This window comes from Actinophytocola sp., assembly GCF_036378875.1.
In the GTDB taxonomy this organism is placed as follows: Bacteria; Actinomycetota; Actinomycetes; order Mycobacteriales; family Pseudonocardiaceae; genus Actinophytocola.
The window spans coordinates 215,720-238,517 of the sequence record NZ_DASUVO010000130.1 but is presented as its reverse complement, the minus strand read 5'-3'; the positions used below and the strand labels follow the sequence as shown (position 1 = coordinate 238,517).

23 protein-coding genes are annotated in these 22,798 nt (G+C 70.5%); 12 read left to right on the top strand and 11 right to left on the bottom strand.

Annotated features, from left to right (window positions below):
• The first annotated feature begins 68 nt into the window (after window positions 1-68).
• Together VF106_RS38225 and VF106_RS38220 are read left to right on the top strand one after the other, a co-directional pair.
• Window positions 69-752 (top strand): DUF47 domain-containing protein, encoded by a 684-nt coding sequence (locus VF106_RS38225; RefSeq protein ID WP_330844860.1) that lies wholly within the window; start codon window positions 69-71, stop codon window positions 750-752.
• A 4-nt stretch (window positions 753-756) separates the two neighbouring features.
• Complete coding sequence (locus VF106_RS38220; RefSeq protein WP_330844859.1) at window positions 757-1,746, top strand: inorganic phosphate transporter; 990 nt, start codon at window positions 757-759, stop codon at window positions 1,744-1,746.
• 10 nt (window positions 1,747-1,756) lie between these two features.
• On the opposite strand, the gene VF106_RS38215 is transcribed toward VF106_RS38220, so the two are convergent.
• Window positions 1,757-2,824, bottom strand: coding sequence for a coiled-coil domain-containing protein (locus tag VF106_RS38215; protein ID WP_330844858.1), 1,068 nt, complete (start codon window positions 2,822-2,824; stop codon window positions 1,757-1,759).
• A gap of 109 nt (window positions 2,825-2,933) precedes the next feature.
• Here VF106_RS38215 and VF106_RS38210 point away from each other — a divergent pair, with 109 nt between their 5' ends.
• Window positions 2,934-4,295 carry a tyrosine-type recombinase/integrase gene (locus VF106_RS38210; protein ID WP_330844857.1) on the top strand — a complete coding sequence of 454 codons (1,362 nt, stop codon included), beginning with the start codon at window positions 2,934-2,936 and terminating at the stop codon, window positions 4,293-4,295.
• Here the strand turns inward: VF106_RS38210 and VF106_RS38205 are convergent.
• The 6 genes from VF106_RS38205 to kdgD all read right to left on the bottom strand — a co-directional run bounded on the left by VF106_RS38205 (window position 4,290) and on the right by kdgD (window position 10,621).
• A complete protein-coding gene (locus VF106_RS38205) occupies window positions 4,290-5,480 on the bottom strand; it encodes an RNA polymerase sigma factor (protein ID WP_330844856.1) in 1,191 nt (396 codons plus the stop codon). The genes VF106_RS38210 and VF106_RS38205 overlap by 6 nt on opposite strands.
• A 19-nt stretch (window positions 5,481-5,499) precedes the next feature.
• Window positions 5,500-5,841 (bottom strand): YciI family protein, encoded by a 342-nt coding sequence (locus VF106_RS38200; RefSeq protein WP_330844855.1) that lies wholly within the window; start codon window positions 5,839-5,841, stop codon window positions 5,500-5,502.
• A gap of 73 nt (window positions 5,842-5,914) precedes the next feature.
• The gene (locus tag VF106_RS38195; protein WP_414639155.1) at window positions 5,915-6,796 is read right to left on the bottom strand and encodes a 2-hydroxyacid dehydrogenase; all 882 of its coding nucleotides are present in this window, start codon (window positions 6,794-6,796) and stop codon (window positions 5,915-5,917) included.
• Window positions 6,797-6,807: 11 nt separating this feature from the next.
• The gene (locus VF106_RS38190) at window positions 6,808-8,130 is read right to left on the bottom strand and encodes an enolase C-terminal domain-like protein (protein WP_330844853.1); all 1,323 of its coding nucleotides are present in this window, start codon (window positions 8,128-8,130) and stop codon (window positions 6,808-6,810) included.
• A complete protein-coding gene (locus tag VF106_RS38185; protein WP_330844852.1) occupies window positions 8,127-9,710 on the bottom strand; it encodes an aldehyde dehydrogenase (NADP(+)) in 1,584 nt (527 codons plus the stop codon). Before VF106_RS38185 ends, VF106_RS38190 begins: the two co-directional genes overlap by 4 nt.
• A complete protein-coding gene (gene kdgD / locus VF106_RS38180) occupies window positions 9,707-10,621 on the bottom strand; it encodes a 5-dehydro-4-deoxyglucarate dehydratase (protein WP_330844851.1) in 915 nt (304 codons plus the stop codon). Before kdgD ends, VF106_RS38185 begins: the two co-directional genes overlap by 4 nt.
• 97 nt (window positions 10,622-10,718) lie before the next feature.
• Between kdgD and VF106_RS38175 the strand changes: the two genes are divergently transcribed.
• The 8 genes from VF106_RS38175 to VF106_RS38140 all read left to right on the top strand — a co-directional run bounded on the left by VF106_RS38175 (window position 10,719) and on the right by VF106_RS38140 (window position 18,941).
• Window positions 10,719-11,609 (top strand): LysR substrate-binding domain-containing protein, encoded by an 891-nt coding sequence (locus VF106_RS38175; RefSeq protein WP_330844850.1) that lies wholly within the window; start codon window positions 10,719-10,721, stop codon window positions 11,607-11,609.
• A 102-nt stretch (window positions 11,610-11,711) separates the two neighbouring features.
• Window positions 11,712-13,280 (top strand): ABC transporter substrate-binding protein, encoded by a 1,569-nt coding sequence (locus VF106_RS38170; RefSeq protein WP_330844849.1) that lies wholly within the window; start codon window positions 11,712-11,714, stop codon window positions 13,278-13,280.
• Window positions 13,277-14,206, top strand: a complete 930-nt coding sequence (locus tag VF106_RS38165; RefSeq protein ID WP_330844847.1) for an ABC transporter permease — start codon at window positions 13,277-13,279, stop codon at window positions 14,204-14,206. Before VF106_RS38170 ends, VF106_RS38165 begins: the two co-directional genes overlap by 4 nt.
• 8 nt (window positions 14,207-14,214) lie before the next feature.
• Complete coding sequence (locus VF106_RS38160; RefSeq protein WP_330844845.1) at window positions 14,215-15,153, top strand: ABC transporter permease; 939 nt, start codon at window positions 14,215-14,217, stop codon at window positions 15,151-15,153.
• Complete coding sequence (locus tag VF106_RS38155; RefSeq protein WP_330844844.1) at window positions 15,150-16,127, top strand: ABC transporter ATP-binding protein; 978 nt, start codon at window positions 15,150-15,152, stop codon at window positions 16,125-16,127. The genes VF106_RS38160 and VF106_RS38155 overlap by 4 nt, the downstream gene beginning before the upstream one ends.
• Window positions 16,128-16,131: 4 nt before the next feature.
• Window positions 16,132-17,076, top strand: a complete 945-nt coding sequence (locus tag VF106_RS38150) for an ABC transporter ATP-binding protein (protein ID WP_524535870.1) — start codon at window positions 16,132-16,134, stop codon at window positions 17,074-17,076.
• 20 nt (window positions 17,077-17,096) lie between these two features.
• On the top strand, window positions 17,097-17,789 hold the full coding sequence (locus tag VF106_RS38145; protein WP_330844842.1) for a sulfite exporter TauE/SafE family protein: 693 nt from the start codon (window positions 17,097-17,099) through the stop codon (window positions 17,787-17,789).
• Between the two features lie 24 nt (window positions 17,790-17,813).
• On the top strand, window positions 17,814-18,941 hold the full coding sequence (locus VF106_RS38140; protein WP_330844841.1) for an NADAR family protein: 1,128 nt from the start codon (window positions 17,814-17,816) through the stop codon (window positions 18,939-18,941).
• On the opposite strand, the gene VF106_RS38135 is transcribed toward VF106_RS38140, so the two are convergent.
• The 3 genes from VF106_RS38135 to VF106_RS38125 are packed head-to-tail and all read right to left on the bottom strand — an operon-like array spanning window position 18,913 to window position 21,976.
• Window positions 18,913-19,872 carry a 2-hydroxyacid dehydrogenase gene (locus tag VF106_RS38135; protein WP_330844840.1) on the bottom strand — a complete coding sequence of 320 codons (960 nt, stop codon included), beginning with the start codon at window positions 19,870-19,872 and terminating at the stop codon, window positions 18,913-18,915. The two genes, VF106_RS38140 and VF106_RS38135, sit on opposite strands and share 29 nt — an antisense overlap.
• On the bottom strand, window positions 19,866-21,128 hold the full coding sequence (locus tag VF106_RS38130; RefSeq protein ID WP_330844839.1) for a glucarate dehydratase family protein: 1,263 nt from the start codon (window positions 21,126-21,128) through the stop codon (window positions 19,866-19,868). Before VF106_RS38130 ends, VF106_RS38135 begins: the two co-directional genes overlap by 7 nt.
• 29 nt (window positions 21,129-21,157) lie before the next feature.
• Window positions 21,158-21,976 carry an IclR family transcriptional regulator gene (locus VF106_RS38125; RefSeq protein WP_330844838.1) on the bottom strand — a complete coding sequence of 273 codons (819 nt, stop codon included), beginning with the start codon at window positions 21,974-21,976 and terminating at the stop codon, window positions 21,158-21,160.
• A gap of 52 nt (window positions 21,977-22,028) precedes the next feature.
• Between VF106_RS38125 and VF106_RS38120 the strand changes: the two genes are divergently transcribed.
• Window positions 22,029-22,487 (top strand): NUDIX hydrolase, encoded by a 459-nt coding sequence (locus tag VF106_RS38120; protein WP_330844837.1) that lies wholly within the window; start codon window positions 22,029-22,031, stop codon window positions 22,485-22,487.
• Here VF106_RS38120 and VF106_RS38115 read toward each other — a convergent pair.
• The gene (locus VF106_RS38115; protein WP_330844836.1) at window positions 22,464-22,760 is read right to left on the bottom strand and encodes a YciI family protein; all 297 of its coding nucleotides are present in this window, start codon (window positions 22,758-22,760) and stop codon (window positions 22,464-22,466) included. The genes VF106_RS38120 and VF106_RS38115 overlap by 24 nt on opposite strands.
• Window positions 22,761-22,798 lie beyond the last annotated feature (38 nt).

Sequence of the window (22,798 nt, the reverse complement as noted above, 5' to 3'; positions counted from 1 at the left end):
TGGCCATCCAACTCAGCGGCTGACAGTGCCGCAATTATCCGGATACCGCCGAAAGAAGGTGGTACCCGATGACCTTCCGTTCATCTGGTGTTCATATTCTGGCCAAGATCGCCGACTGGGAGGGCACACCGATGCGGCTGCGACTCAAGCCTCGCGACACCAGGTTCTACGACCTGTTCAGCGCGGCCGGCGCCAACATCGCCACAGCCACCGCCGTGTTGCGGGAGTTCGTCGCCGTACCCACCGAGGAGCGCGCTGAGCTGGCGAAACGCATGCGGGCCGCCGAACACGCCGGTGACGACGCCACCCACGCGATCGTGGAGCAGCTCGACCGGTCGTTCATCACGCCCTTCGACCGGGAGGACATCTACCGGCTCGCGGTCCGGCTCGACGACGTGGTCGACTACATGGACGCCGCCGTCGACCTCACCACCCTGTACAACCCGGAGGCGTTGCCCGACAACGTCCGCATGCAGGCCGAGATCCTCGACAAGTGCGCCACGCTGACCGCGGACGCCATGGGCCGGCTCGCGTCGCTGCGCAACCTGACCGACTTCTGGGTGCAGATCAACGAGCTGGAGAACGAGGCGGACCAGGTCTACCGGCGGCTGCTGCAGTTCCTGTTCAACGGCAGCCACGACCCGCTGACCGTGATGAAGCTCAAGGAGATCGTCGACCAGCTCGAGTCGGCGGCGGACGCCTTCGAGCACGTCGCGGACGTCGTGCACAGCATCGCGGTGAAAGAGTCCTGACGCGGTGGACTGGGTCGCACTGGTCGCCGTCATCGCCCTGGTGACGGGCTTCGACTACACCAACGGGTTCCACGACGCGGCGAACGCGGTCGCCAGTGCCGTTTCCACCAAGGCGCTGTCGCTGCGCGCCGCGCTCGGACTCGCCGCGGTCATGAACCTCATCGGCGCGCTCGCCGGCACCGGCGTGGCGGTCACCGTCGCCAAGGGCATCATCGACACACCGCATTCCGGGCACGGCATGGCGGTGGTCGGCGCCGCCCTCGTCGGCGCGATCATGTGGAACATCACCACCTGGTACTTCGGGCTGCCGTCCTCGTCGTCGCACGCGTTGATCGGCGGCATGGTGGGTGCCGCGCTGGCGTCCGCGACGACCGTGCACTGGTCGGGTGTGCTCGCCAAGGTCGTCATCCCGATGATCGTCTCGCCGCTGGTCGGGTTCGGCATCGGCTACCTCGTGATGACCGGGCTGCTGTGGGCGTTCCACCGATCGACCCCGCACCGGGCCAACCGCCTGTTGCGGCGGGCGCAGATCGTGTCCGCGTCCAGCCTCGCGCTCGGCCACGGCCTGCAGGACGCGCAGAAGAGCATGGGTGTCATCGTGCTGGCGCTCGTGGTCACCGGCCACCAGGACGACTACCACGTGCCGTTCTGGGTGATCCTGCTGTGCGCGACCGCGCTCGCGGCCGGCACCTGGTCCGGCGGCCTGCGGATCATGCGCACGCTCGGCAGGCGCATCTTCCACCTCACCCCGGCGCACGGTTTCGCTGCGGAGATGTCCGCGTCGTCGGTGCTGTACCTGACGGCGTTCGTGTTCGCCGCGCCCGTGTCCACGACCCACGTCGTCACCTCCGCGGTCATGGGTGTCGGCGCGACCCAGCGCCGCAAGGCGGTCCGCTGGTCGATCGCCGGGGACATCGCCATCGGGTGGGTGCTGACGTTCCCCGGTGCGGCGTCCATCGCCGCGCTCGCCTACACGGTGCTCAACCTGTTCTGACTGGCGTCGGTCAGCTGGTCGGGTCGAGCAGTTCGGCCAGCAGGCGGCTGCGGAGGTCGTCGCCGGCGAGGTTCGGGGTGAGCAGGACGTCCCGAAGTGCCGTGGTCGTCGTACGAAGTCGTGTGAGATCGTGCTCTGTGGCGGCGAGTTTGTTCGCCGTCTGGTGGGCTTGCTCCAGTTGAGCGGTGACTTCGTTCGCGCGGGCGGCCATGCCGGTGGTCAGTTCGTCGATTCGGGTGCGTAGTCCGCCGAGTTCGGTGGCCAGTTCGACCTCCCGGCTCCTGCTTGTCGCCAGTTCGTCGGCGAGTTGGTCCATTTCTCGTCGGCGTTGGTCCATTTCGCCACGCAAGTCGGTGAGGGCGGCGCGGGCCGCGTCGCGTTCGGCTCGGGTGGCGGCCAGCTTTTCGGTGACCGTGGCGAGGGCTTTGGCCGATGCCTCCGCGTTGGCGCGTTCCGCCCGGACGATCCGCTCGGCCCGTTCCTGCTCGGTGGCGGCGATGCCTTCGGCGCGGGCCTGGGCGAGTTCGGCCCGCGTTCGAGCCTCGGCGGCGGTTTCGGCGGCGGCCACGGCCTCGTCGCGTTCGGCACGGAACCGCTCGACCTTCACACTCGCGTCGCGCACAACCTCGGCCGCCTGCTCGGCGGCCCGCCGAGCTTCGGCTTCCGCCGCGACGGTCGCTTCTTCCGCCGACTGACGCAGGCCCCGTTCCCGGGCGGCCTTCTCCTCAGCTTCCGCGACGCGGGTGGCGGCGGTGTTCAGTTCGGCGGCGAGCGTGTCCCGCAGGGCCGTCGCGGTGGCGAGCACCTCGCCCAACGGGTCGGCGAGTTGCTGGGCGGCCGCGGTGAAGGCATTGGTGGCTGCGGTGATGCCGGTGTCCGCCGGGGTGCCGAGCGCTTCGGTGAGGGCGTCCTGTGCGGCGGCCAGTTGCTTGCAGGTCTTGCCGCCGGGCCACGTCCGGTCCGGGCAGTAGGCGAAGGGACGCCCTCCGCGCGGGCCGGGCGCGGGCAGCGGCGCCCGGCAGTGACTGAACCCGCAGAGCGAGTCGGTTTCGACCATTTCCACGACGACGTCGACCATGCCGCCGAGTCTAGTATTAGTTCACATAACCCAACTGGCAGGTTCTGATTATCAAAACTCTAACCTAGGTCAGCTACAGAACAGCTCTTTTGTAGCTAAGATCAGTGGGGTGACGACAGGTGAGGTGGCGCGGCCCGCGCAAGGGCCGTGGCCAGGCGTTGACAGGCCGGCTGAGCTGCTGAAAGAGGTGGCCGAGTGGCTGGGTGGCTACGGAAACCGCGCCACGAGGCGTACCTACGCGGAAGGACTTGGCCTACCCGTAACCGCCGCCGACATCGGGGACTGGCTGCCCACCGACGACGGGGCCCCGAAAACCGTAAGGGAGCCTGACGACTGGCCGAGAGCGGTGGCCGGCTACGCGGCGGTGGTCGGGGCCCTTCCGGTCGAGCGAAGGGCGGGCACCGAGGGAGCGGGACGCGAAACCGAGAGGCGACGGCAGGAGGCCCAGACGCCAGGCGCGGGGCAGGAAGACGTCGGGCGATCAGTGGATCACGCAGGTGTCCGGCGGCAGGCGGGACGGGAAAATGGTCGGTCGGGGGCAGCCGGCGAGGGGACGCGGCGAGGAGGGGCGGGCACGGCGGCCAGGCACGCGCCACCACCGGCGGCGCGGGGGCGGTTCCGGCAGCTGCACTGGTTCCGGTGGTGCGTCTCGAGTGGCGTTGACCCGCTCGCCGCGACCTCCATGCACATCAAGGCCTGGCTGGACGCCCTTGCCACCGCGGGCGCCGCCCCCGCCACGCGCGACCGCATGCTGGCCACCGTCAAAGCCCTCTACACCCATCTGGCCGACACCGGGCTCGCCGCCGGTAACCCCGCCGCGCTCAACCGTCGCCGGCTCGGGTTGGGGGCGGCCGCGGCCAGCACCACCGGCACGGTCGTGCTCACCACCGCGCAGGTCAAGGAGTTGTTCGCGGCGGCGCGGACCCCTCGGCGCGGAGCGAGCGCGTTGGACACCGCGCGGGCGGCCGCCGTCGTCGCGTTGTTCACGCTCGGGCTGCGGGTCAGTGAGCTGTGTGCGCTCAACCGCGGCGACCTGCACGTCACCCGCGGTCGGCGGGCGCTGCGTGTGCACGGCAAGGGCGGCAAGACCCGCGTCGTCTACCTCCACAAGGCGGCTGAGGACGCGCTCGCCGAGTACCTGCGGGAACGTGACGGGAACGCCGGGACCGCACCCGCGCGCCGCACCGTGCCGGTCGACTCGCCGCTGCTGGTCACGCGCGGCGGGCAGCGTTTCCGCAGGCAGGCTGTCTGGCAGCTGCTGCGCCGCTTGTCCGCCGACACCCCGCTGCACCCGCACGCGCTGCGGCACTTCTACGTCACTACGGCCGTCGAGGCAGGCGCTCAGCTGGTGCACGTCCAGGCCGACGTCGGCCACACCAGCATCGACACCACCGAACAGGTCTACAACAACGCGGCCCGCGACCCGTCCCGCAGCGCGGTCGACCTCGTCGGTGACGTGCTGGACCTATAGGTCGAGCAGCCGGCGCAGCAGGTTGCGTTCCGCCGTGTTCGCGGCCTTCGCCAGGGCCTTCTCGTACGCGGCGGTCGCTTCCGAGGCGCGGCCGAGGCGGCGCAGGAGGTTGGCGCGGACCGAGTGGTACAGGTGGTAGCGGTCCAGGTCGAGCGAGTCCACCAGCGGCAGCGCCTCGGCCGGGCCGGACAGCTCCGCCACCGCGACGGCCCGGTTCAACGCCACCACCGGAGTCGGCGCGACCGCCATCAGCTGGTCGTACAGCGCGATCACCTGCGCCCAGTCCGTCTCCACGGTCGACGGGGCGGCGCTGTGGACCGCGTTGATCGCCGCCTGGATCTGGTACGGGCCGGGTTGGTCGCGGCGCAGGCACGCCCGCACCAGCGTCTGACCCTCGGCGATCATGGTCTGGTTCCAGCGGGCGCGGTCCTGGTCGGCCAGCAGCACCAGTTCCCCGGTCTCGGTGTTGCGGGCGGGACGGCGGGACTCGCTGAGCAGCATCAACGCCAGCAAGCCCAGCACCTCCGGCTCGTCCGGCATCAGCTCGGCGAGCAGGCGGCCGAGCCGGATGGCCTCCGCCGACAGGTCCGGGCGGTGGAGGTGGCCCTCGGTGAAGATCAGGTACACGACCGCGAGCACACCCGACAGCCGGGCCGGCAGGTCCGCGTCGTCCGGGACCCGGTACGGGATGCCGGCGTCGCGGATCTTGTTCTTCGCGCGGACCAGGCGTTGGGCCATGGTCGGTCCGGGCACCAGGAACGCGCGGGCGATCTCCGCCGTGGTCAGGCCGCCGAGCAACCGCAGTGTGAGCGCGACCCGCACGCCGAGCGCGAGTGCCGGGTGGCAGCACGTGAAGATCAGCCTCAGCCGGTCGTCCCGCACGGGTCCCTCCTCCGACCGCTCGGTCGATGGCGCGGTCGATGGCGCGGACAGCAACAGCAGTGCCTGTTGGTGGCGTTCCTCGCGGGTCGACTCGCGGCGCAGCCGGTCGACGGCTCGGTTGCGGGCGGTGGTGATCAGCCAGCCGGCGGGGCTCGGCGGCAGCCCGTCCTCGGGCCACCGCCGTACCGCCTCGACGAACGCGTCCTGCACGGACTCCTCTGCCAGCCCGATGTCGCCGACCGTCCGCACGAGCACGGCCACCGCGCGCCCGTATTCCCGCCGGAAGATCTCCTCGACGTTCATCGGCGCGGCGGGGGCGTTGTCACTGGAAGGGTCGCACCTCCACCGCGAGACCCTTCACGATCGTGGCGAGCCGCCGGCCCCAGTCCAGTGCCTCGTCGAGGTCGGCGGCCTGGATGATCTCGAACCCGCCGAGGAACTCCTTGGCCTCGACGAACGGGCCGTCGATGACGAGGACGTCGTCCTGGTCGTTGGCACGCAGCACGGTCGCGGTGCTCGGCGGGTGCAGCGGCCCGGAGAACACCCAGGCGCCGGCCGCGCGCATCTCCTGCTGGAGCGCGTCGATTTCCTTCATCACCCTGTCCAGCACCTCCGGCGGCGGGGTGCCCTCCGGCTGGTAGATGCTCAGCAGGTACTGCTTCATGGTGCCGATCCTTCCGCATTCGACAGTCGGTCGACACCTACACGAACGGGATCGGCGCTTTTCGACACCCGGGTCAGGGCACGGGGGTGACCAGGGTGCCGTCGGTCATGAACCGGTGCAGGTTGCGGAAGGCCAGCTCGCCCATGGCTTCGCGGGTTTCGGTGGTGGCGCTGGCGATGTGGGGCAGCAGCACCACGTCGTCCCGGTCCAACAGCTCCAGTGGCACGTTCGGTTCGTCGGCGAACACGTCGAGTGCCGCACCGGCGATCGTGCCGGCTTTCAGTGCCGCGACCAGCGCTGGTTCGTCGACGACGCTGCCGCGCGCGATGTTCACCAGGTAGCCGTTCGGGCCCAGCGCGGACAGCACGTCGGCCGACACCAGACCCTGGGTGGCGGGGCCGCCCGACGTCGCCACGACCAGCACGTCGACCGCTGCGGCGAGGGCTGTCGGGGAGTCGGCGTAGGTGTAGGGCACGTCGGGCACCGGGTTGCGGGAGTGGTAGCTGATCGTGGTGTCGAACGCGGCGAGCCGGTGCGCGATGGCCCGGCCGATCCGGCCAAGCCCGAGGATGCCGATCCGTTTGCCCGTGACCTTCGTGGCCAGCGGGAACTGCCCGGACAGCCAGTCGCCGCGGCGGACGAACCGCTCCGCGGCGGACAGCCGGCGCAGCACGTCGATCAGCCCGCCGACGGCCAGGTCGGCCACGCAGTCGGTGAGCACGTCCGGGGTGTTGCTCACGACGATCCCACGGGACCGGGCGTAGGCGACATCGGTGGTCTCGTAGCCGACACCGAAGTGGACGATGGCTTTCAGCGCCGGCAAGGCGTCGATCTGCTCGTTGGTCACGCCGTAACGCGACGAGGTGACGGTCGCGACCACGTCGTCGGACGGGACGTCCACGACCTTGTAGTTCGTGCGGAGTGCTTCCTCCAAGGATGGGAGCAACGGACACACCTGGAAAACGGTCACCTGGTCTCCAACGCGGGACGTTTCGGGTCGAACCGCCAGCCGGGCACGAGGTACCGCATGGCGACGGTGTCGTCGCGGGCGCCCAGCGCGGCCTTCATGTACAGCTCGTGCGCGGCCTCGACCTGTTCCAGGTCGACGGTGACACCCAGTCCCGGCGCGGCCGGCACGGTCAGGTGCCCGTCGACCAGCGGGATCGGGTCGGTGGTCAGCCGCTGGCCGTCCTGCCAGATCCAGTGGGTGTCGATGGCGGTGATGTCGCCGGGGGCGGCGGCCGCCACATGGGTGAACATGGCGAGTGACACGTCGAAGTGGTTGTTCGAGTGCGAACCCCACGTCAGGCCCCACGCCTCGCACAGCTGCGCCACCCGCACCGACCCCTGCATGGTCCAGAAGTGCGGGTCGGCCAGGGGGATGTCGACGGCGGACTGGCGCACGGCGTGGCCGAGCTGCCGCCAGTCCGTGGCGACCATGTTGGTCGCGGTCCGCAGGCCGGTGGCGCGTCGGAACTCGGCGAGGGTTTCCCGCCCGGAGTAACCCTCCTCGGCGCCGCACGGGTCCTCGGCGTAGGCGAGCACGTGCCGCAGGGCGCGGCCGTGGCGGACGGCGTCGGCCAGAAGCCAGCCACCGTTGGGGTCAAGTGTCAGGTCCGCCGAGGGAAACCGGTCGGACAGGGCACGCATGACGTCGACCTCGTCCGGTCCGGGCAGCACACCGCCCTTCAGTTTGAAGTCGGTGAACCCGTACCGCTCCTGCGCGGCTTCGGCTTGGGCGACGATGCCGGCCGGGTCGAGGGCCTCGCGGTCCCGGACGGCGAACCAGCCGTCCCCGTCGCCGGTTCGGTAGTCCAGGTCGGTCCTGGTGCGGTCGCCGACGAAGAACAGGTAGCCGAGCGCCCGCACCCGCTCGCGTTGCTGGCCTTCGCCGAGCAGCGCGGCGACCGGCACCTCCAGGAACTGGCCGAGCAGGTCCAGCATGGCGGCTTCGATGGCGGTGCGGGCGTGCACGGCCACCCGCAGGTCGAAGGTCTGCTGGCCGCGGCCGCCGGAGTCGCGGACACCGAAGCGTTCCTGGACCGCGGCGAGTACCGCGTGGTGCGTGCTCACCGGGGCGCCGACGACCAGGTCGCGGGACTCGGTGAGCGTGTCGGTGATCGCGGGCCCGCCGGGCACCTCACCGACTCCGGTCCGGCCGTCGGAGTCGGTGAGGATCAGCAGGTTCCTGGTGAAGAACGGGCCGTGCGCGCCGCTCAGGTTGAGCAGCATGCTGTCGCGGCCCGCGACCGGGACGACTCGGTAGCCGGTGACGACCGGTGGCGTCACTCGGGCTCCCCGTCACGCAGCCGCGGCACACCGAGCGGGTTACCGTCCCGCAGCTCGTCGGGCAGCAACGCGTTCGGCACGTTCTGGTAGGCCACCGGACGCAGCCACCGCTCGATGGCCAGGGTGCCGACCGACGTGGTCGACGGCGCCGACGTGGCGGGGAACGGGCCGCCGTGGACGACCGCGTGCCCGACCTCGACGCCGGTGGGCCAGCCGCCGAACAGCACGCGCCCGGCCAGCAGCTCCAGCCGGGGCAGCAGCGCGGCGGCGGTCTCGTGGTCTGATTCGACGGCGTGGACGGTGGCGGTGAGCTGGCCCTCGAGCGTGTCGAGGATTTCCTCCAGCTGCGCGGTGTCCCGCACGCGGACGACGAGTGAGGTCGCGCCGAACACCTCCTCCTGCAACGCAGGCTCGGCGAGGAACGTGTCGCCGTCGGTGACGAACAGGCCGGCCTGGCCGCACGCGGCGATCGTGTTGTCGGCGCCACCGACAGCGACCTCGGACACCCCGGCCGCGTCGACGAGCCGGGACATACCGTCCACATAGGACTTGCGGATGCCGTCGGAGAGCATGGCGGCGGCCGGTGTGCCGCGGACGGCGTCACCGGCGGCGGTGAGGAACTCGGCCGGGTCGCCGAGCGCGAACACCAGACCGGGGTTGGTGCACAGCTGCCCGGCGGAGGTGGTCAGCGAGGCGACGAACGCGGTGCCGAGCGCGGCGCCCTGCTCGGCGAGCGCGCCGGGCAGCAGGATCACCGGGTTGACCGACGACATCTCCGCGTACACGGGAATCGGCACGGGCCGGGACGCCGCGGCCGCGACGAGCGCGAGCCCGCCGGAGCGGGAGCCGGTGAACCCGACCGCGGCGATGCGGGGGTGCTTCACGAGCGCGGTGCCCAGGTCCTTGCCGGAGCCGAACAGCAGCGAGAACACACCCTCGGGCAGGTCATGTGCCTGCACGGCGGCGCGGATGGCGCGGCCGACCAGTTCGGAGGTGCCGGGATGCGCGCTGTGCGCCTTCACCACGACCGGGGCGCCCGCGGCGAGCGCTGAGGCGGTGTCGCCGCCGGCGACGGAGAACGCGAGGGGGAAGTTGCTGGCGGAGAACACGGCGACGGGCCCGAACGGGATCTTCCGCTGGCGCAGGTCGGGCTTGGGCAGCGGGGCGCGGTCCGGGTTGGGGGTGTCCAGGCGGGATCCGAGGTACCGGCCGGCCGCGGCGACGGAGGCGAACAGCCGCAGCTGGTTGGTGGTGCGGGCCAGCTCCATCCGCACGCGCGGCTCGGCGATGCCGGTCTCGGCGGCCACCCGGGACACGAGTGTGTCGCCGAGCGCGTCGATGTTGTCGGCGACGGTGGTCAGGAACGCCGCCCGGGTTTTCCCGGAGATCGACCGGTAGGTCGGGAACGCCTGCCACGCCAGGGACACCGCACGGTCCACATCGGACTCGTCGCCGAGCCCGTATGCTGGTTCGAGCGCGTCGCCGGTCGCCGGGTTCACGCCCCGGACCTCACCAGCGCTGCCACGCACGTCGGCGGCGCCGATCAGCATCGATCCGGTCAGGGCCAGAGTCGCAGTCATGACAGTTCCACTTTCTCGATGAGTGTCTTGAGCTCATCGAACTCGTTGGGCGTCAGGTCCGCCAAGGGGGGTCGCACCGGGCCTGGGTCGCGGCCGATCGCGCGCAGGCCCGCCTTGACGATCGATACGGCGTACCCCGCTCGCCGGTCGCGAATCTCGATGTAGGGCAGCACGAACTCGTCCAGCATGCGGTAGACGGTGACGGCGTCGCGGGCCCGCACCGCCGCGTAGAACGCGAGGGCCCAGTTCGGCGCGAAGTTGAAGATCGCGGACGAGTAGGTGGTGACGCCCATCTCCAGGTACGGCAGCGCGTAGGTCTCGGCGGTGGGCAGCCCGCCGATGGACAGCAGCCGCTCCCCCAGCCGCGCGTAGATGCGGGTCATCAGGTCCACGTTGCCGACGCCGTCCTTGAACCCGATCAGGTTGGGGCAGGCGTCGGCGAGCCGCGCGGTGGTGTCGTAGGTGAACTTCGCGTTGGCGCGGTGGTAGACGATCACGCCGAGCGAGGTGGCCGCGCAGACGGCCTTGACGTGCTCGATCAGGCCTTCCTGCGGCACTTCGGTGAGGTAGGGCGGCAGCAGGAGCAGCCCGGACGCGCCGGCGGCCTCGGCGTCGCGGGCCATCGCGACGGCCTGCGCGGTGCCGTAGCCGGCGGGAGCGAGGACGGGGGTGTCGCCGGCCACGGCGACCGCGGCCCTGACCACGCGGGCGACCTCGTCGGTGGTCAGCGAGAAGAACTCGCCGGTGCCGCCGGCGGCGAACAGGCCGGCGGCGGTGAAGGACGACTGCCAGGCCACGTGCTCGCGGTAGGCGTCCTCGTCGAAGGCGAGGTCCGCCGTGGCGTGAGTGACGGGGAACGACAGCAACCCGGTGCCGAGCGTGTCGCGCAGGGATTCCGGACTCAGGGTCAAGGCAGGCTCCAGTGGTGTTGGGGCGACTAGTTGGAGCGTATGACCGGTGGCGATACCTGTCTAAGTCCAACAACGCATTTTGCGATACCTTCTGTGCATGTCGTTCACGCTTGAGCAGCTCCGGGGTTTCGTCGCGGTCGCCGAGGAGGGCAACTTCGGCCGGGCCGCCGCCCGCCTGCGGATCACGCAGCCGCCCCTGTCGCGGCAGGTGCAGAAGCTCGAGCGGGCCCTCGACGTGCAGCTGCTGGTCAGGACGCCGCGCGCGGTGCTACTCACGCCGGCAGGTGAGGCGTTCCTGCCCGAGGCGCGGCGGATCCTCGGCCTCGCGGAGGCGGCGCCGATCACCGCGCGGAACGCGGCGCGCGGCACGGCCGGCACGCTGCGGATCGGGTTCACGGCGATCTCCGCGCTGACCGTGCTTGGCACGTGGATCCGCACGATCAGCCAGCATCTGCCGGACGTGGAGCTGACGTTGACCGAGATGGTGACCCGCGACCAGATCGACGCGCTGCTCGCGGGCGACATCCACGTCGGACTGGCCCGGGGGGTGCCGGCGTCGGAGGTCCTCAACACCCGCCTCGTGCACGTCGAGAGCCTGATCCTGGCCTGCCCGCGCGGACACAAGCTGTCCGAGCTGGGCCGCCCGCCGACACTGGGTGACATCGGCCGCCACGACGTGGTCACCTACACCCCGATCGCGGCCCGCTACCTGCAGGAACTGGTGATCAGCGCGTTCCACGGGGCCGGCGTGGAACCCCACTACGTGCAGCAGGTCAGCCAGGTCCACAGCCTGCTCGCGCTGGTCGACGCCGGCGTCGGCGTGGGGCTCGTGCCGCGGTCGGCGGCCCGGCTGCGGCTGCCCAACCTGGCGTTCACCGAGATCGCCGGTCTGTCCCCGGACATCGTGGAGACCCACTGCGTGTGGCGGGCCGGCCACGACAACCCGGCACTGGACTCGCTGCTGCGGTTGACGGAGGTCAACTCTTGACGCTGTGCAGGGTCAGCCTTACGGTCACCGTCTACAGATGAAGACCGGACACGCATTTCTAGACGATCCGGCCTCCCCCGAACTATCCATTTCGGAGAGACGATGCCGTCTTCCGCACCACCACGCCGTCATCACCGGCTCGGCGCGTTAGCCGCGGCGACCCTGATGGTGACGAGCGCGTGCACGGTCGCGAACAGTGAGGCCGGCGACGCCGGCGCCGGTGGCGACACGCTGCGCATCGTGCTCGCGCAGGAACCACCGACCCTCGAGCCGTGCGAGTCGTCGTTGACCGGCACGGGCATGGTCGTCCGTTCGAACATCACCGAACCGCTCGTCGAGCGGGACCCGACCACCGGTGACCTGGAACCGCTGCTGTCCACGGGATGGCGGCAGACCTCGCCGACGACGTGGGTGTTCGACATCCGCACCGGCGTGACCTTCTCCGACGGACAGCCGTTCACCGCCGAGGACGCCGCGTTCACCATCGACCGCGCGGTGAACTCGGACCTGATGTGCAATGTGGACGGTTACGTTTTCGGTGACGACTCGCTGGGTCTGCACGTGGACAGCCCGACCCAGCTGACGGTCACCACGAAGGCCCCGGACCCGATCCTGCCGCTGCGGCTGTCGTTCGTGGAGATCGTGCCCCGCACGACGGCCACGGACGCGAAGGTCCGCGAGCCGGTCGGCACCGGCCCGTACGCGGTCGCGGACTGGCAGACCGGTATCTCGATCACGTTGGAACGCAACGACACCTACTGGGGCGACGCCCCCGCCTACCCGCGTGTGCGGTACGTGTGGCGGTCGGAGTCGAGTGTGCGGGCGGCGATGATCGCGAAGGGTGAGGCGGACATGGCCGCCTCGGTCGACCCGGTCGACGCGACCCCGGAGAACTCGATCCCCTACCCGAACAACGAGACCACCGCGTTGCGGTTGGACGGGACGCAGGCGCCGCTGGACGACATCCGCGTGCGCGAGGCCATCGGGTTGGCCATCGACCGGCAGGCCATTGTGGACGTGTTGTTCGACGGCAACGCGTTGCCGGCAGCGCAGCTCATCCCCTCCGGTGTCGTCGGCTACAACGACGGGCTCGAACCCCGGCACGCCGATCCGTCGGCGGCGAGCGAGCTGGTGGCGCAGGCGAAGCAGGACGGTGTGCCGGTGGACCGGCAGATCACGCTCGTCGCCCGCAACGGCCAGTTCCCCCGCGTCGCGGAGACCGCGGAGGCACTCCAGTACCAGCTCGGTCAGATCGGGCTGAACGTGAAGATCCTGATGTTGGACACGGCCGCGCAGCTGTCGTACCAGTTGCGGCCGTTCCCGAAGAACGTCGGGCCGATCGCCGCGCTGATCATGCACGGCAACCAGGCCGGTGACGCCGCGTTCACGACCAGCCAGTACCTGCTGTCCGACGGCCCCCAGTCCTACTTCGGCACACCGGAGCTGGACGAGCGGATCGCGGCCGCCGGTGAGCTGTCCGGGCAGGAGCGCCAGGACGCGTTCGCCGACATCTTCGCCTACCAGAACGAGGAAGTGGTGCAGTACGCCTACCTCGCGCACATGCGGGGCCTGATGGGCATCTCACCGTCGGTCCACTACGAACCCAACCCGGCGACCGGGGACGAGCTGCGGTTGGCCGAGATCCGCCCGGCGGACGGAGACAACCGATGATCACCTTCCTGCGCAGGCGGGTCGTGTCCAGCGCGATCCCGCTGGTGTTCGTGGTGCTGGGGGTCTTCGTGCTGGCCCGGCTGACCGGGGACCCGGTGAACCTGTACCTGCCGCTGTCGGCGACGGCCGAGCAGCGCGCGGAGTTCGCGGCAGCGCACGGGTTCGACCAGCCGATCCTGTCGCAGCTGTGGGACTACCTGGGACAGGTGGTGCGGCTGGACTTCGGTGAGTCCCTGCGCACCGGGCAGCCGGCCGGGGAGATGGTGCTGACCGCCTACCCGGCGACGCTGCAGCTGGCCGCGGTGACGATGCTGATCGCGATCGCCGGGGCGGTGCTGATCGGCAGCCTCGCGGCGTACCGGCCGAACTCGCTCGCCGACCGCACGTCGAGCTTCCTGTCGATGACGGCGGCGAGCATCCCGGACTTCTGGTTCGCGATCATGGGTGTGCTGGTGTTCGGGGTCAGCCTCGGTCTGCTGCCGACGTCCGGTGTGGACGGTGGGTTCGAGGTGTGGATCCTGCCGGTGGCCACGCTGCTGATCCGGCCGTTCGGGGTGCTGGTGCAGGTGGTGCGCGGCTCGATGGTCGGCGCACTGTCCGCACCGTACGTGAAGGTGGCGCGCAGCAAGGGCGCCAGTGAGAAGCGGGTGGTGTTCGGGCACGCGCTGCGCAACGCCACGACGCCGGTGTTGACCGTCGCCGGTGACCTCACGATCGGGTTGGTCAACGGCGCGGTCGTGGTGGAGACGATCTTCGGGTGGCCGGGCATCGGCAAGCTGATGATCGACTCGATCCTGCAGCGGGACTTCGCCGTGCTGCAGGCCGCGGTGCTGCTGACCGCGGTCACGATCTTCCTGCTGAACATCGTCATCGACGTCTGCCACGCGCTGATCGACGCGCGTGTCCGCCAGCCGGTCGCGGCATAGGAGCTTTCATGACGGCAACAATCAGTGCCGCGGCGGTGAAGCCGACCCGCCGGCGGCAGAAGTGGTGGCAGTTGCTCGGCAAGGACAAGTTCGCGGCGGTGGCCGCGGTGGTCCTGGGACTCGTGGTGCTGACCGCGTTGTTCGGGCCGTGGCTGATCGGTGACCGGGCGGTGCGCCAGGATCTGCGGGCGTCGCTGCGGCCGCCGTCGTTCGACCACGGGTTCTTCGGGTTGCTCGGCACGGATGTGCTGGGCCGCAGCGTGGTGGCCCGGTTGATCGAGGCGGCCGGCACCACGCTGTCGGTGGCGGTGCCGGCGGTGCTGTGTTCGCTGGTGATCGGGTCGGCGTTGGGGATGTGGGCCGGCTACCACGGCGGGTGGCGGGAAAGCGTGGCGATGCGGGTGGCGGACGTGATCCTGTCGTTCCCGTCGCTGCTGCTCGCGGTCGTGGTGCTGTACGTGTTCACGCCGTCGGCGGCGAACATCGTGCTGATCCTGGCGTTCGCGCGGATCCCGATCTACCTGCGCACGGCGCGGGCGGAGTCGGCGGAGCTGCGGACGCGGTTGTTCGTGGACGCCGCGCGCACGTTCGGCACGAAGAGCTGGGCGACGATCTACCGGCACCTGCTGCCGATCGTGCTGCCCACGATGCTGACAGTGGCCACGTTGGACTTCTGTTTCGTGATGCTGTCGGAGTCGTCGCTGTCGTTCCTGGGCATCGGGATCCAGCCGCCCGACGTGAGCTGGGGCCTGATGGTGGCGCAGGGCCGGCAGTACCTGCAGACGGCGTGGTGGATCGCGGTGCTCCCGGGCGTGGCGATCGTGATCACGACGGTGTCGGCGACGATCCTGGCGGCGTGGGTGCGGCTGGCGACCGATCCGGCGCAGCGGTGGCGGTTGACGTTGGCGAAGCGCCGGCGCGGCGCGGTGACGGAGGTGACCGCGTGACCGCGGCATTGTCGGTTGAGGGTTTGAAGGTGGACCTGCACACGCCGGGTGGTGTGTTGCGGGCGGTGGACGACGTGAGTTTCACCGTCCAAAAGGGACGGACGACGGCGCTGCTGGGCGAGTCGGGGTGCGGCAAGTCGTTGACGGCACAGTCGATCGTGGGGCTGCTGGATCCGGTGGCCGAGGTGACCGGCGGCGCGGTGTACGTCGACGGGACGGACGTGCTGGCGTTGGACCGGGCGGGGCGGCGGGAGATCGCCGGACCGAAGCTGGCGATCGTGTTCCAGGACGCGTTGACCGCGATGAACCCGGTGCAGCCGGTGGGCCGGCAGCTGGCGGAGCCGTTCCGTATCCACAAGGGACTGTCGCGGCGGGCCGCGCGCGCTGAGGCGATCGAGTTGATGGCGCGGGTCGGGATCCCGGAGCCGGCGGCCCGGTATCGCGCGTATCCGCACCAGTTCTCCGGGGGTATGCGGCAGCGGCTGCTGATCGCGATGGCGGTGGCGTTGGGCCCGGACGTGCTGCTCGCCGACGAGCCGACCACGGCGTTGGACGTGACGGTGCAGGCGCAGATCATGCGGTTGTTGCGGGATCTGCAGACCGAGCGGGACATGGCGGTCGTGCTGATCACCCACGACCTGGCGTTGGTGGCGGAGCACGCCGACGACGTGGCGGTCATGTACGCGGGGAACGTCGTGGAGACCGGCCCGACGCGCACGGTGTTCGACCATCCGCGCCACCCGTACACCAAGGGGTTGCTGGACTCGGTGCCCGAACACGCGCGCAGGGACGAGCCGCTGCCGGCGATCGGGGGCAGTCCGCCGGAGCTGTCGGCGATCCCGACCGGTTGTGTGTTCCAGGCACGGTGTCCACTCGCGGCCGACCGGTGTGTCGAGGAGCGTCCGGAGTTGGCGCCGGTGGGCGACGGGTGGGCCTCCGCCTGCCATTTCTCGGAGGAGTTGAGCCATGCCTGATGTTCTGGCACCGCCGGTGTTGGCGGCGACCGGGCTGCGTAAGTCGTTCCGGGTCGGCCGCAGGCAGCTGACCGCGTTGGACGGTGTGGACCTCACGATCGGGCGTGGCGAGACGGTCGGGTTGGTCGGCGAGTCCGGCTGCGGCAAGTCCACGCTGGCCAGGGTGTTGCTGATGCTGGCGCGCCCGGACGCCGGGACGGTGCGGTTCGGGGAGATGGACCCGTTCACGTTGCGCGGCAAGGAGTTGCTGGCGTGGCGGCGGCGGGTGCAGATGGTGTTCCAGGACCCGTACGCGTCGCTGAACGAGCGGATGACCGCGGCGGAGCTGATCGGTGAGCCGTGGCGCACGCACCGGGACGCGGCGCCTGCCGACCGGGCCGGGCGTGTGCGTGAGCTGCTGGAGCTGGTCGGGTTGCGTGCCGGTGACGCGGACCGGTACCCGGGTGAGTTCTCCGGTGGGCAGCGGCAGCGGATCGGGATCGCGCGGGCGCTGGCGTTGAAGCCGGACCTGATCGTGTGTGACGAGCCGGTGTCGGCGCTGGACCTGTCTGTTCAGGCGCAGGTGCTGAACCTCCTTTCCGAGCTGCGGCGCGAGTTGGGGGTGTCGTACCTGTTCATCTCGCACGACCTGTCGGTGGTGCGGCACGTCGCGGACCGCGTTTCGGTGATGTATCTGGGGAAGGTGGTCGAGGAGGGGCCGACGGAGGAGGTGTTCGACCGGCCCGTGCACCCGTACACGGCGGCGTTGATGTCGGCGGCGCCGACGTTGTCACCCCACGACGGGGAGCGGATCCTGCTGGGCGGGGAGATCCCGTCTCCGCTGGACCCGCCGTCGGGGTGTCGTTTCCGGACGCGGTGCTGGAAGGCGACGGCGGAGTGCGCTTCCGCGCAGCCGCCGGTGGTGTCGCGTGAGGACGGACACGTCGGACTCTGCCACCATCCACTGTGAGTCACTGGGCGTTCGTTCTGTTGTCGGCGGTTGTCCTTGTCGGGGCCCTGTTGCAGGTGGCGGTCGGGTTCGGGCTCGGGTTGCTCGCCGCGCCGGTGTTGGCGTTCGTCGAGCCGTCGCTGGTGCCGGTGGTGTTGCTGGTGTTGGCGTTCGGGGTGACGGCGGCGGTGCTGGTGCTGGACGGCACGCACCTGGACCTGCGGGGCACGGGCTGGGCGCTCGTGGGTCGGGTGCCGGGCACGGTCGTCGGCGCGGCGTTGGTGGCGGTGTTGCCGGCGAAGGCGTTGGCGTTGCTGGTGGTGCTGGTGGTCGTGGTCGGGGTGGTGGCCAGCCTGCGGGGGTTCGCGCCCCGGCCGACCCGGCCGGCGGTGGTGGTCGCGGGGGCGGTGTCCGGGCTCATGGGCACCGCCACGTCGATCGGCGGGCCGCCGATGGCGATGGTGTGGCAGCGGTTCGCCGGGCCGCGGTTGCGCAGCACGATGAGCGCGTTCTTCCTGGTGGGTTCGGTGATGAGCTTTGCCGCGCTGGCGCTGTCGGGTTCGGTGGATCCGCACGACCTGCGTTACGCGGTGTTCCTGGCGCCGGCGGCGGCGTTGGGGGTGGTGCTGGCTCGCCCGGTTGGCCGACGGCTGGACATTCGTCGGACCAGGATCATCGCGATGGCACTCGCGTTGACCGGCGCGGCGGTCCTGTCGGTGCGCCAGTTCTGGTGAGCCGGCCCGGCTACGCTTCCGCCCGTGGGGAGACAAGAGCGAACCTGGCGGATCGTGGATGGCGAGCGTGTCGAGGGAACGTGGCGGCACGTCTTCATTCGGAACTGGGAGACCTACTACCTCAGCGACCTGTTCATCTACGCCGACGGGATGGTCGACTGCTGGGAGCTGGTGACGTTCGACGAGTTCGCCGAGAAGGTCGCTTCGGGATGGGTGGCGACCGAGTTGCCCGACGGCGCCGAGGCATCGGCCCATCACCTCGGGAACTGGAAGTTCGCCGAACCGCGGACCTGGCTGACGCCCGAGATGTTGCTGGGTGAGGTCCGCGACGACATCGATCAGCTCAGCGGTCGGCCGGATTCGACGGCGCGATGCCTCGCGGCGGTTGACGTCTTCCGTGCCGAGCCCAGTGAGGACAACCGGGCGGCGCTGCGTGAGGCATACGAGGCCATCCCCGAGCATCTGCGGGTCTATGCGCTCGGCGACCAGGACAGTAAGGACTGGCCGTTGCGGGTGCTGGTGGCCGGGCCGGGCAACCCGCTCGATGTGTATGACGGGGCGAAGGTGGTCACCGAGGAGATGCATGCCAGGGCCCTGGACTACTTCGCCGACCGGGAGCGTGAGCGGCGGCGGTATGCGACCAAGGTGCCGGCGGACGGCCCGACGGAGCCGGTCACGGCCAGTGTCCTCATCAACCACGAGGTCTTTCCTGGCGGTTGGCCGGAGGATCCCGGCATCCTGGTGCTGCGCAACGAGTTCCCCGCGCCGGTCGTCGTCGGCGGGCAGACCTATCCGACCGTCGGACACGCGTACTGGGCTCTGGCGGTGGCCGACGAAGAGCGGCGGGCCGCGATCGGCCGCGCCGACACTCCTTACGCCGCTGAGAAGATCGCCGAGAAGTCCACGCTGCGCGCCGACTGGCCCCAGGTCCGGACGGCGATCATGGCGAACCTGTTGCGCCTCAAGTTCAGCCAGCACCCCGATCTCGCTGAGACGTTGACGGCGACCGGGACCACGCGGTTGATCTACGTTCAGTTGGGTTCGACCTTCTGGGGCGACGGCGAGCTGGAAGGTCGGAACTGGATGGGGCGGCTGTTGGAGCTGATCCGCTCCGAACTGGCTCTCAGCGGCCCGGGCGAACCACGTTCGTGAGCGGCCGGCCGCCGGTGAGGCGGCGGACGTTGGCCTTGATCTCGGCGGCGCGGCCGGCGAAGGTCTCGTGGGTGTGGCCGGAGTTGTGTGGGGTGAGGACGACGTTGTCGAGCAGTTCGAACGGTCGGGTGTAGCCCTTCGCGCCGGCGCCGTCCTTGGGATGGCCCCACCAGACGTCGAGCGCTGCGCCGCCGATGCGGCCGGCGGACAGGGCGTCGAACAGTGCGTCCTCGTCCACGAGTGGGCCGCGGGCGACGTTGACCAGCACGGCGTCGCGGCGCATCAGCGCGAGGCGGCGGGCGTCGATCATGGTGTGGGTGTCGGCGGTGAGTGGGACGGTCAGCACCACGATGTCCGATGTGGACAGTAGGTCGTCGAGGCCGGACATGTCGGCGACCCGGTCGAGGGCCAGCCCGTCCGGTGCGGTCGGGGTGCGGCGGACGGCCTGTGCACGCATGCCGAGCGTGGTCAGGGCCCGTACGACGGCCTGACCGATCTCGCCGAGTCCGACCACGCCGACAATGCGGCCGGCGAGGGTGTGGCCGGGTCGTTCATCGGGGTCGACGGCGGCCGACACCCATTTTCCCTGCCGCAGCATGTGGTCGGTGAGCAGCACGCGCCGGGCGAGCATGAGCGACACCATCACGACGTGCTCGGCGATGGAGCGGCCGTGGTGGAAGGTGTTGCAGACGGTGGCGTGGGGTGGGAGGGCGTCGATGGCGATGCGGTCGAGGCCGGCGCCGGGCACGTGCAGCAGCCGCAGCCGGGTCGCGGCGGCCGCCATCGACTCGGTGACCCGGGACGCGATCAGTACGTCCGTATTGGGCAGGCGGGCCTCGACGTCGGTGTCCGTGCGGTGGGTGAACACCTCCCAGTCCGGTTCGTCGAGGTAGTCGACGATCAGGGGGTCCGTGACGAGAACGTTCACCATCGGGGGGCCGTGGGGTCGAACCCGGCGTCGTGGACGCGGCGGTAGTAGCCGGTGTCGTCGCGTTCGGTGATCCCGCAGGCCAGGTACTGCTCGTGGAGGCGGGCGAGCGCGTCGCGGTCCAGTTCCACGCCGAGGCCGGGGCCGGTGGGCACGGCCACGGCGCCGCCGTCGAACCGGAGCGGGCCGGGGACGATCACGTCGTCCTCGGTTGCCTTCCACGGCCAGTGCGTGTCGCAGGCGTAGGTGAGGTTGGGGGTGGCCGCGGCGAGGTGGGTCATGGCGGCGAGGCTGATCCCGAGGTGGGAGTTGGAGTGCATGGACAGTGACAGCCCGAAGGTGTCGGCGATGCCGGCCAGTGACTGGGAGCGGCGCAGACCGCCCCAGAAGTGGTGGTCGGACAGGATGACCTCGACGGCGTCCTCTTCGATCGCGGGCCGCAGGTGCTCGAACGCGACCACGCACATGTTGGTGGCGAGCGGCATCGGCGCTTCCCGGGCGACGCGGGCCATGCCGGTGATGCCGGTGGTGGGGTCCTCCAGGTACTCGAGCACGCCTTCGAGTTCCTCGGCGACCCTGATGGACGTGGCCACGCTCCAGGCGCCGTTGGGGTCCAGCCGCAGCGGGTGGTCGGGGAACTCCTTGGCCAGGGCCTGGATCGCGGCGACCTCCTCCTCGGGTGGGAGCACGCCGCCCTTGAGTTTGATCGCGGTGAAGCCGTAGTCGTCGACGATGCGGCGGGCCTGGGCGAGGAGCTGGTCGGGGTCGAGCGCCTCGCCCAGCTCGTCGGGTTCGGCGCCGGGGTGGCCGGCCCACTTGTAGAACAGGTAGGCGCTGTAGTCGACGCGGTCGCGGACGGCGCCGCCGAGCAGGTCGCTGACGGGCCGGCCGATCGCCTTGCCCTGGAGGTCCAGGCACGCGACCTCGAACGCGGACAGGACCCGGTCGGTCGTACTGGAACCGGTGACCATGCCGCCCATGCCGTGGCCGCCTGCGGTGTCGGCGCCGAGGCTTTGGCCGACGCGGCGGGCGATCTCCTGGAGGTGCCACACGTCGACGCCGGTGAGCGCTTCGGCGGCGGCGCGTAGGCGGGTCAGGTGCTTGGCGTCGCCGTACGTTTCACCGAGTCCGTAGAGCCCGTCGTCGGTGACGATCTCGACGATGGTCCGCAGCGCGTACGGCTCGTGCACGCCGACGGTGTTCAGCAGCGGCGGGTCGCGGAAGGCCACGGGCGTGAGGTGAACATCCTGGATACGCACAAACAGCAGTCTACGTGTGTAGACAGCTGTCACAAGGGGAGATCGCTCACGCCGAGTTCGACCGACATGGCCTCGTGTTCGATCTGGTCGCGGGTGCGCAGGAGCGCGGTGACGACGTCGGTTTCGCGGGCGGGGGTGAGCCGGGCGAGCGGTACCGAGCAGCTGATCGCGTCGCCGGCGGGTTCGGCGTAGCGCAGCGGCACGGCGAAGCACTGCACGCCCGCGGTGTTCTCCTCGCGGTCGACGGAGTGCCCGTGCTCGCGGGCCTTGGCGAGGTCGGCGACGAGCACTGCGCGGTCGGTGATGGTGTGCGGGGTGAGCGGCGCCAGCTCGTCGGGCAGGTGCTCGTCCAGCTCGGCGCCGGACAGCTCGGCGAGCAGCGCCTTGCCGAGCGCGGTCGAGTAGGCGGGCAGCCGGCGCCCGACCCGGCTGTGGGCACGCAGGTACTGGCCGGACTCGCGGGTCACCAGGTACACGACGTCCACGCCGGACAGCCGGCCGAGGTGGAAGGTCTCGTCGAGCTGCTCACCGAGCCGGTCCAGCGCGGTTTTGGCGATACGGACGTATGGGTCGGTGTCCAGATAGGTCGTGCCGGCCAGCAGGGCGCGGATGCCGATGCCGTAGAGGGTGCCGGAGGCGTCGGTGCGGACCCAGCCGTACTTGGTGAGGGTGCGGAGGACGGCGTAGCAGCTGCTGCGGGGCATGCCGAGGGCTTCGCTGAGCTCACGGAGCCGGGCCGGGCGGTTGCGCCGGGCGGCCAGCAGTTCGAGCAGTTCGAGCGTGCGTGCCGCGGACTTGACCTCCCGCACGCCGCCGGCTCGCTCGCCGGGCTCCTCCGGTGCCGCCATCGAACCTCCCGCACTGACCTCGTGTACCGGACCACGCTACTAGGCTTTCTCCATGCCCAAGTCCAGTGCCGCGTTGCTGTTGTTCCGCCGCCGTGACGGGCTCGAGGTGTTGATCGCCCACATGGGAGGGCCGTTCTGGGCGCGTAAGGACGCCGGCGCGTGGTCGATCCCGAAAGGTGAGTACACCGACGAGGATCCTCTCGACGCCGCGCGGCGTGAGTTCGCGGAGGAGATGGGGTCGCGACCGCCGGACGGTGAGGTGATCCCGCTCGGTGTGGTGCGCCAGTCCGGCGGCAAGGTGGTGACGACGTTCGCCGTGGAGGGTGACTTCGATCTCGCCGGGTTTCGCAGCAACACGTTCGAGATGGAGTGGCCGCGCGGCTCGGGCACGATGCGTGAGTTCCCCGAGGTGGACCGGGCCGAGTGGGTTTCGGTGGAGGTTGCGCGGGAGAAGCTGGTCAAGGGCCAGCTGCCGGTACTCGACGCGCTACAGGCCCATCTCGCGGGTTAGGCAGTTCGGGTCGACGAGTTGCTCGGCGGCATGACAGCCGGTGATCGCGTAGTGCCGCACACCGGCCGCGACGAGCGGGTCGAGCTCGAGGAGCCGGGCGAGTTCGGCTCGCGAGGTCGTCGCGAAGATCGTGAGGTTGTCGACGGGCACCCGGCCCGGCAGCAGCCAACCACGTTCTCGCTGGACGAGGCACCAGAGGAGGTGCTGGTCGACCAGGTCGCGGTTGGCTGGCGCGTCCGGGCGGAAGTCACCGCGGTTGTGCCCCAGCGCCACGTATAACCGCTCCGGATCTTCGGGACTCACCCTTAGAT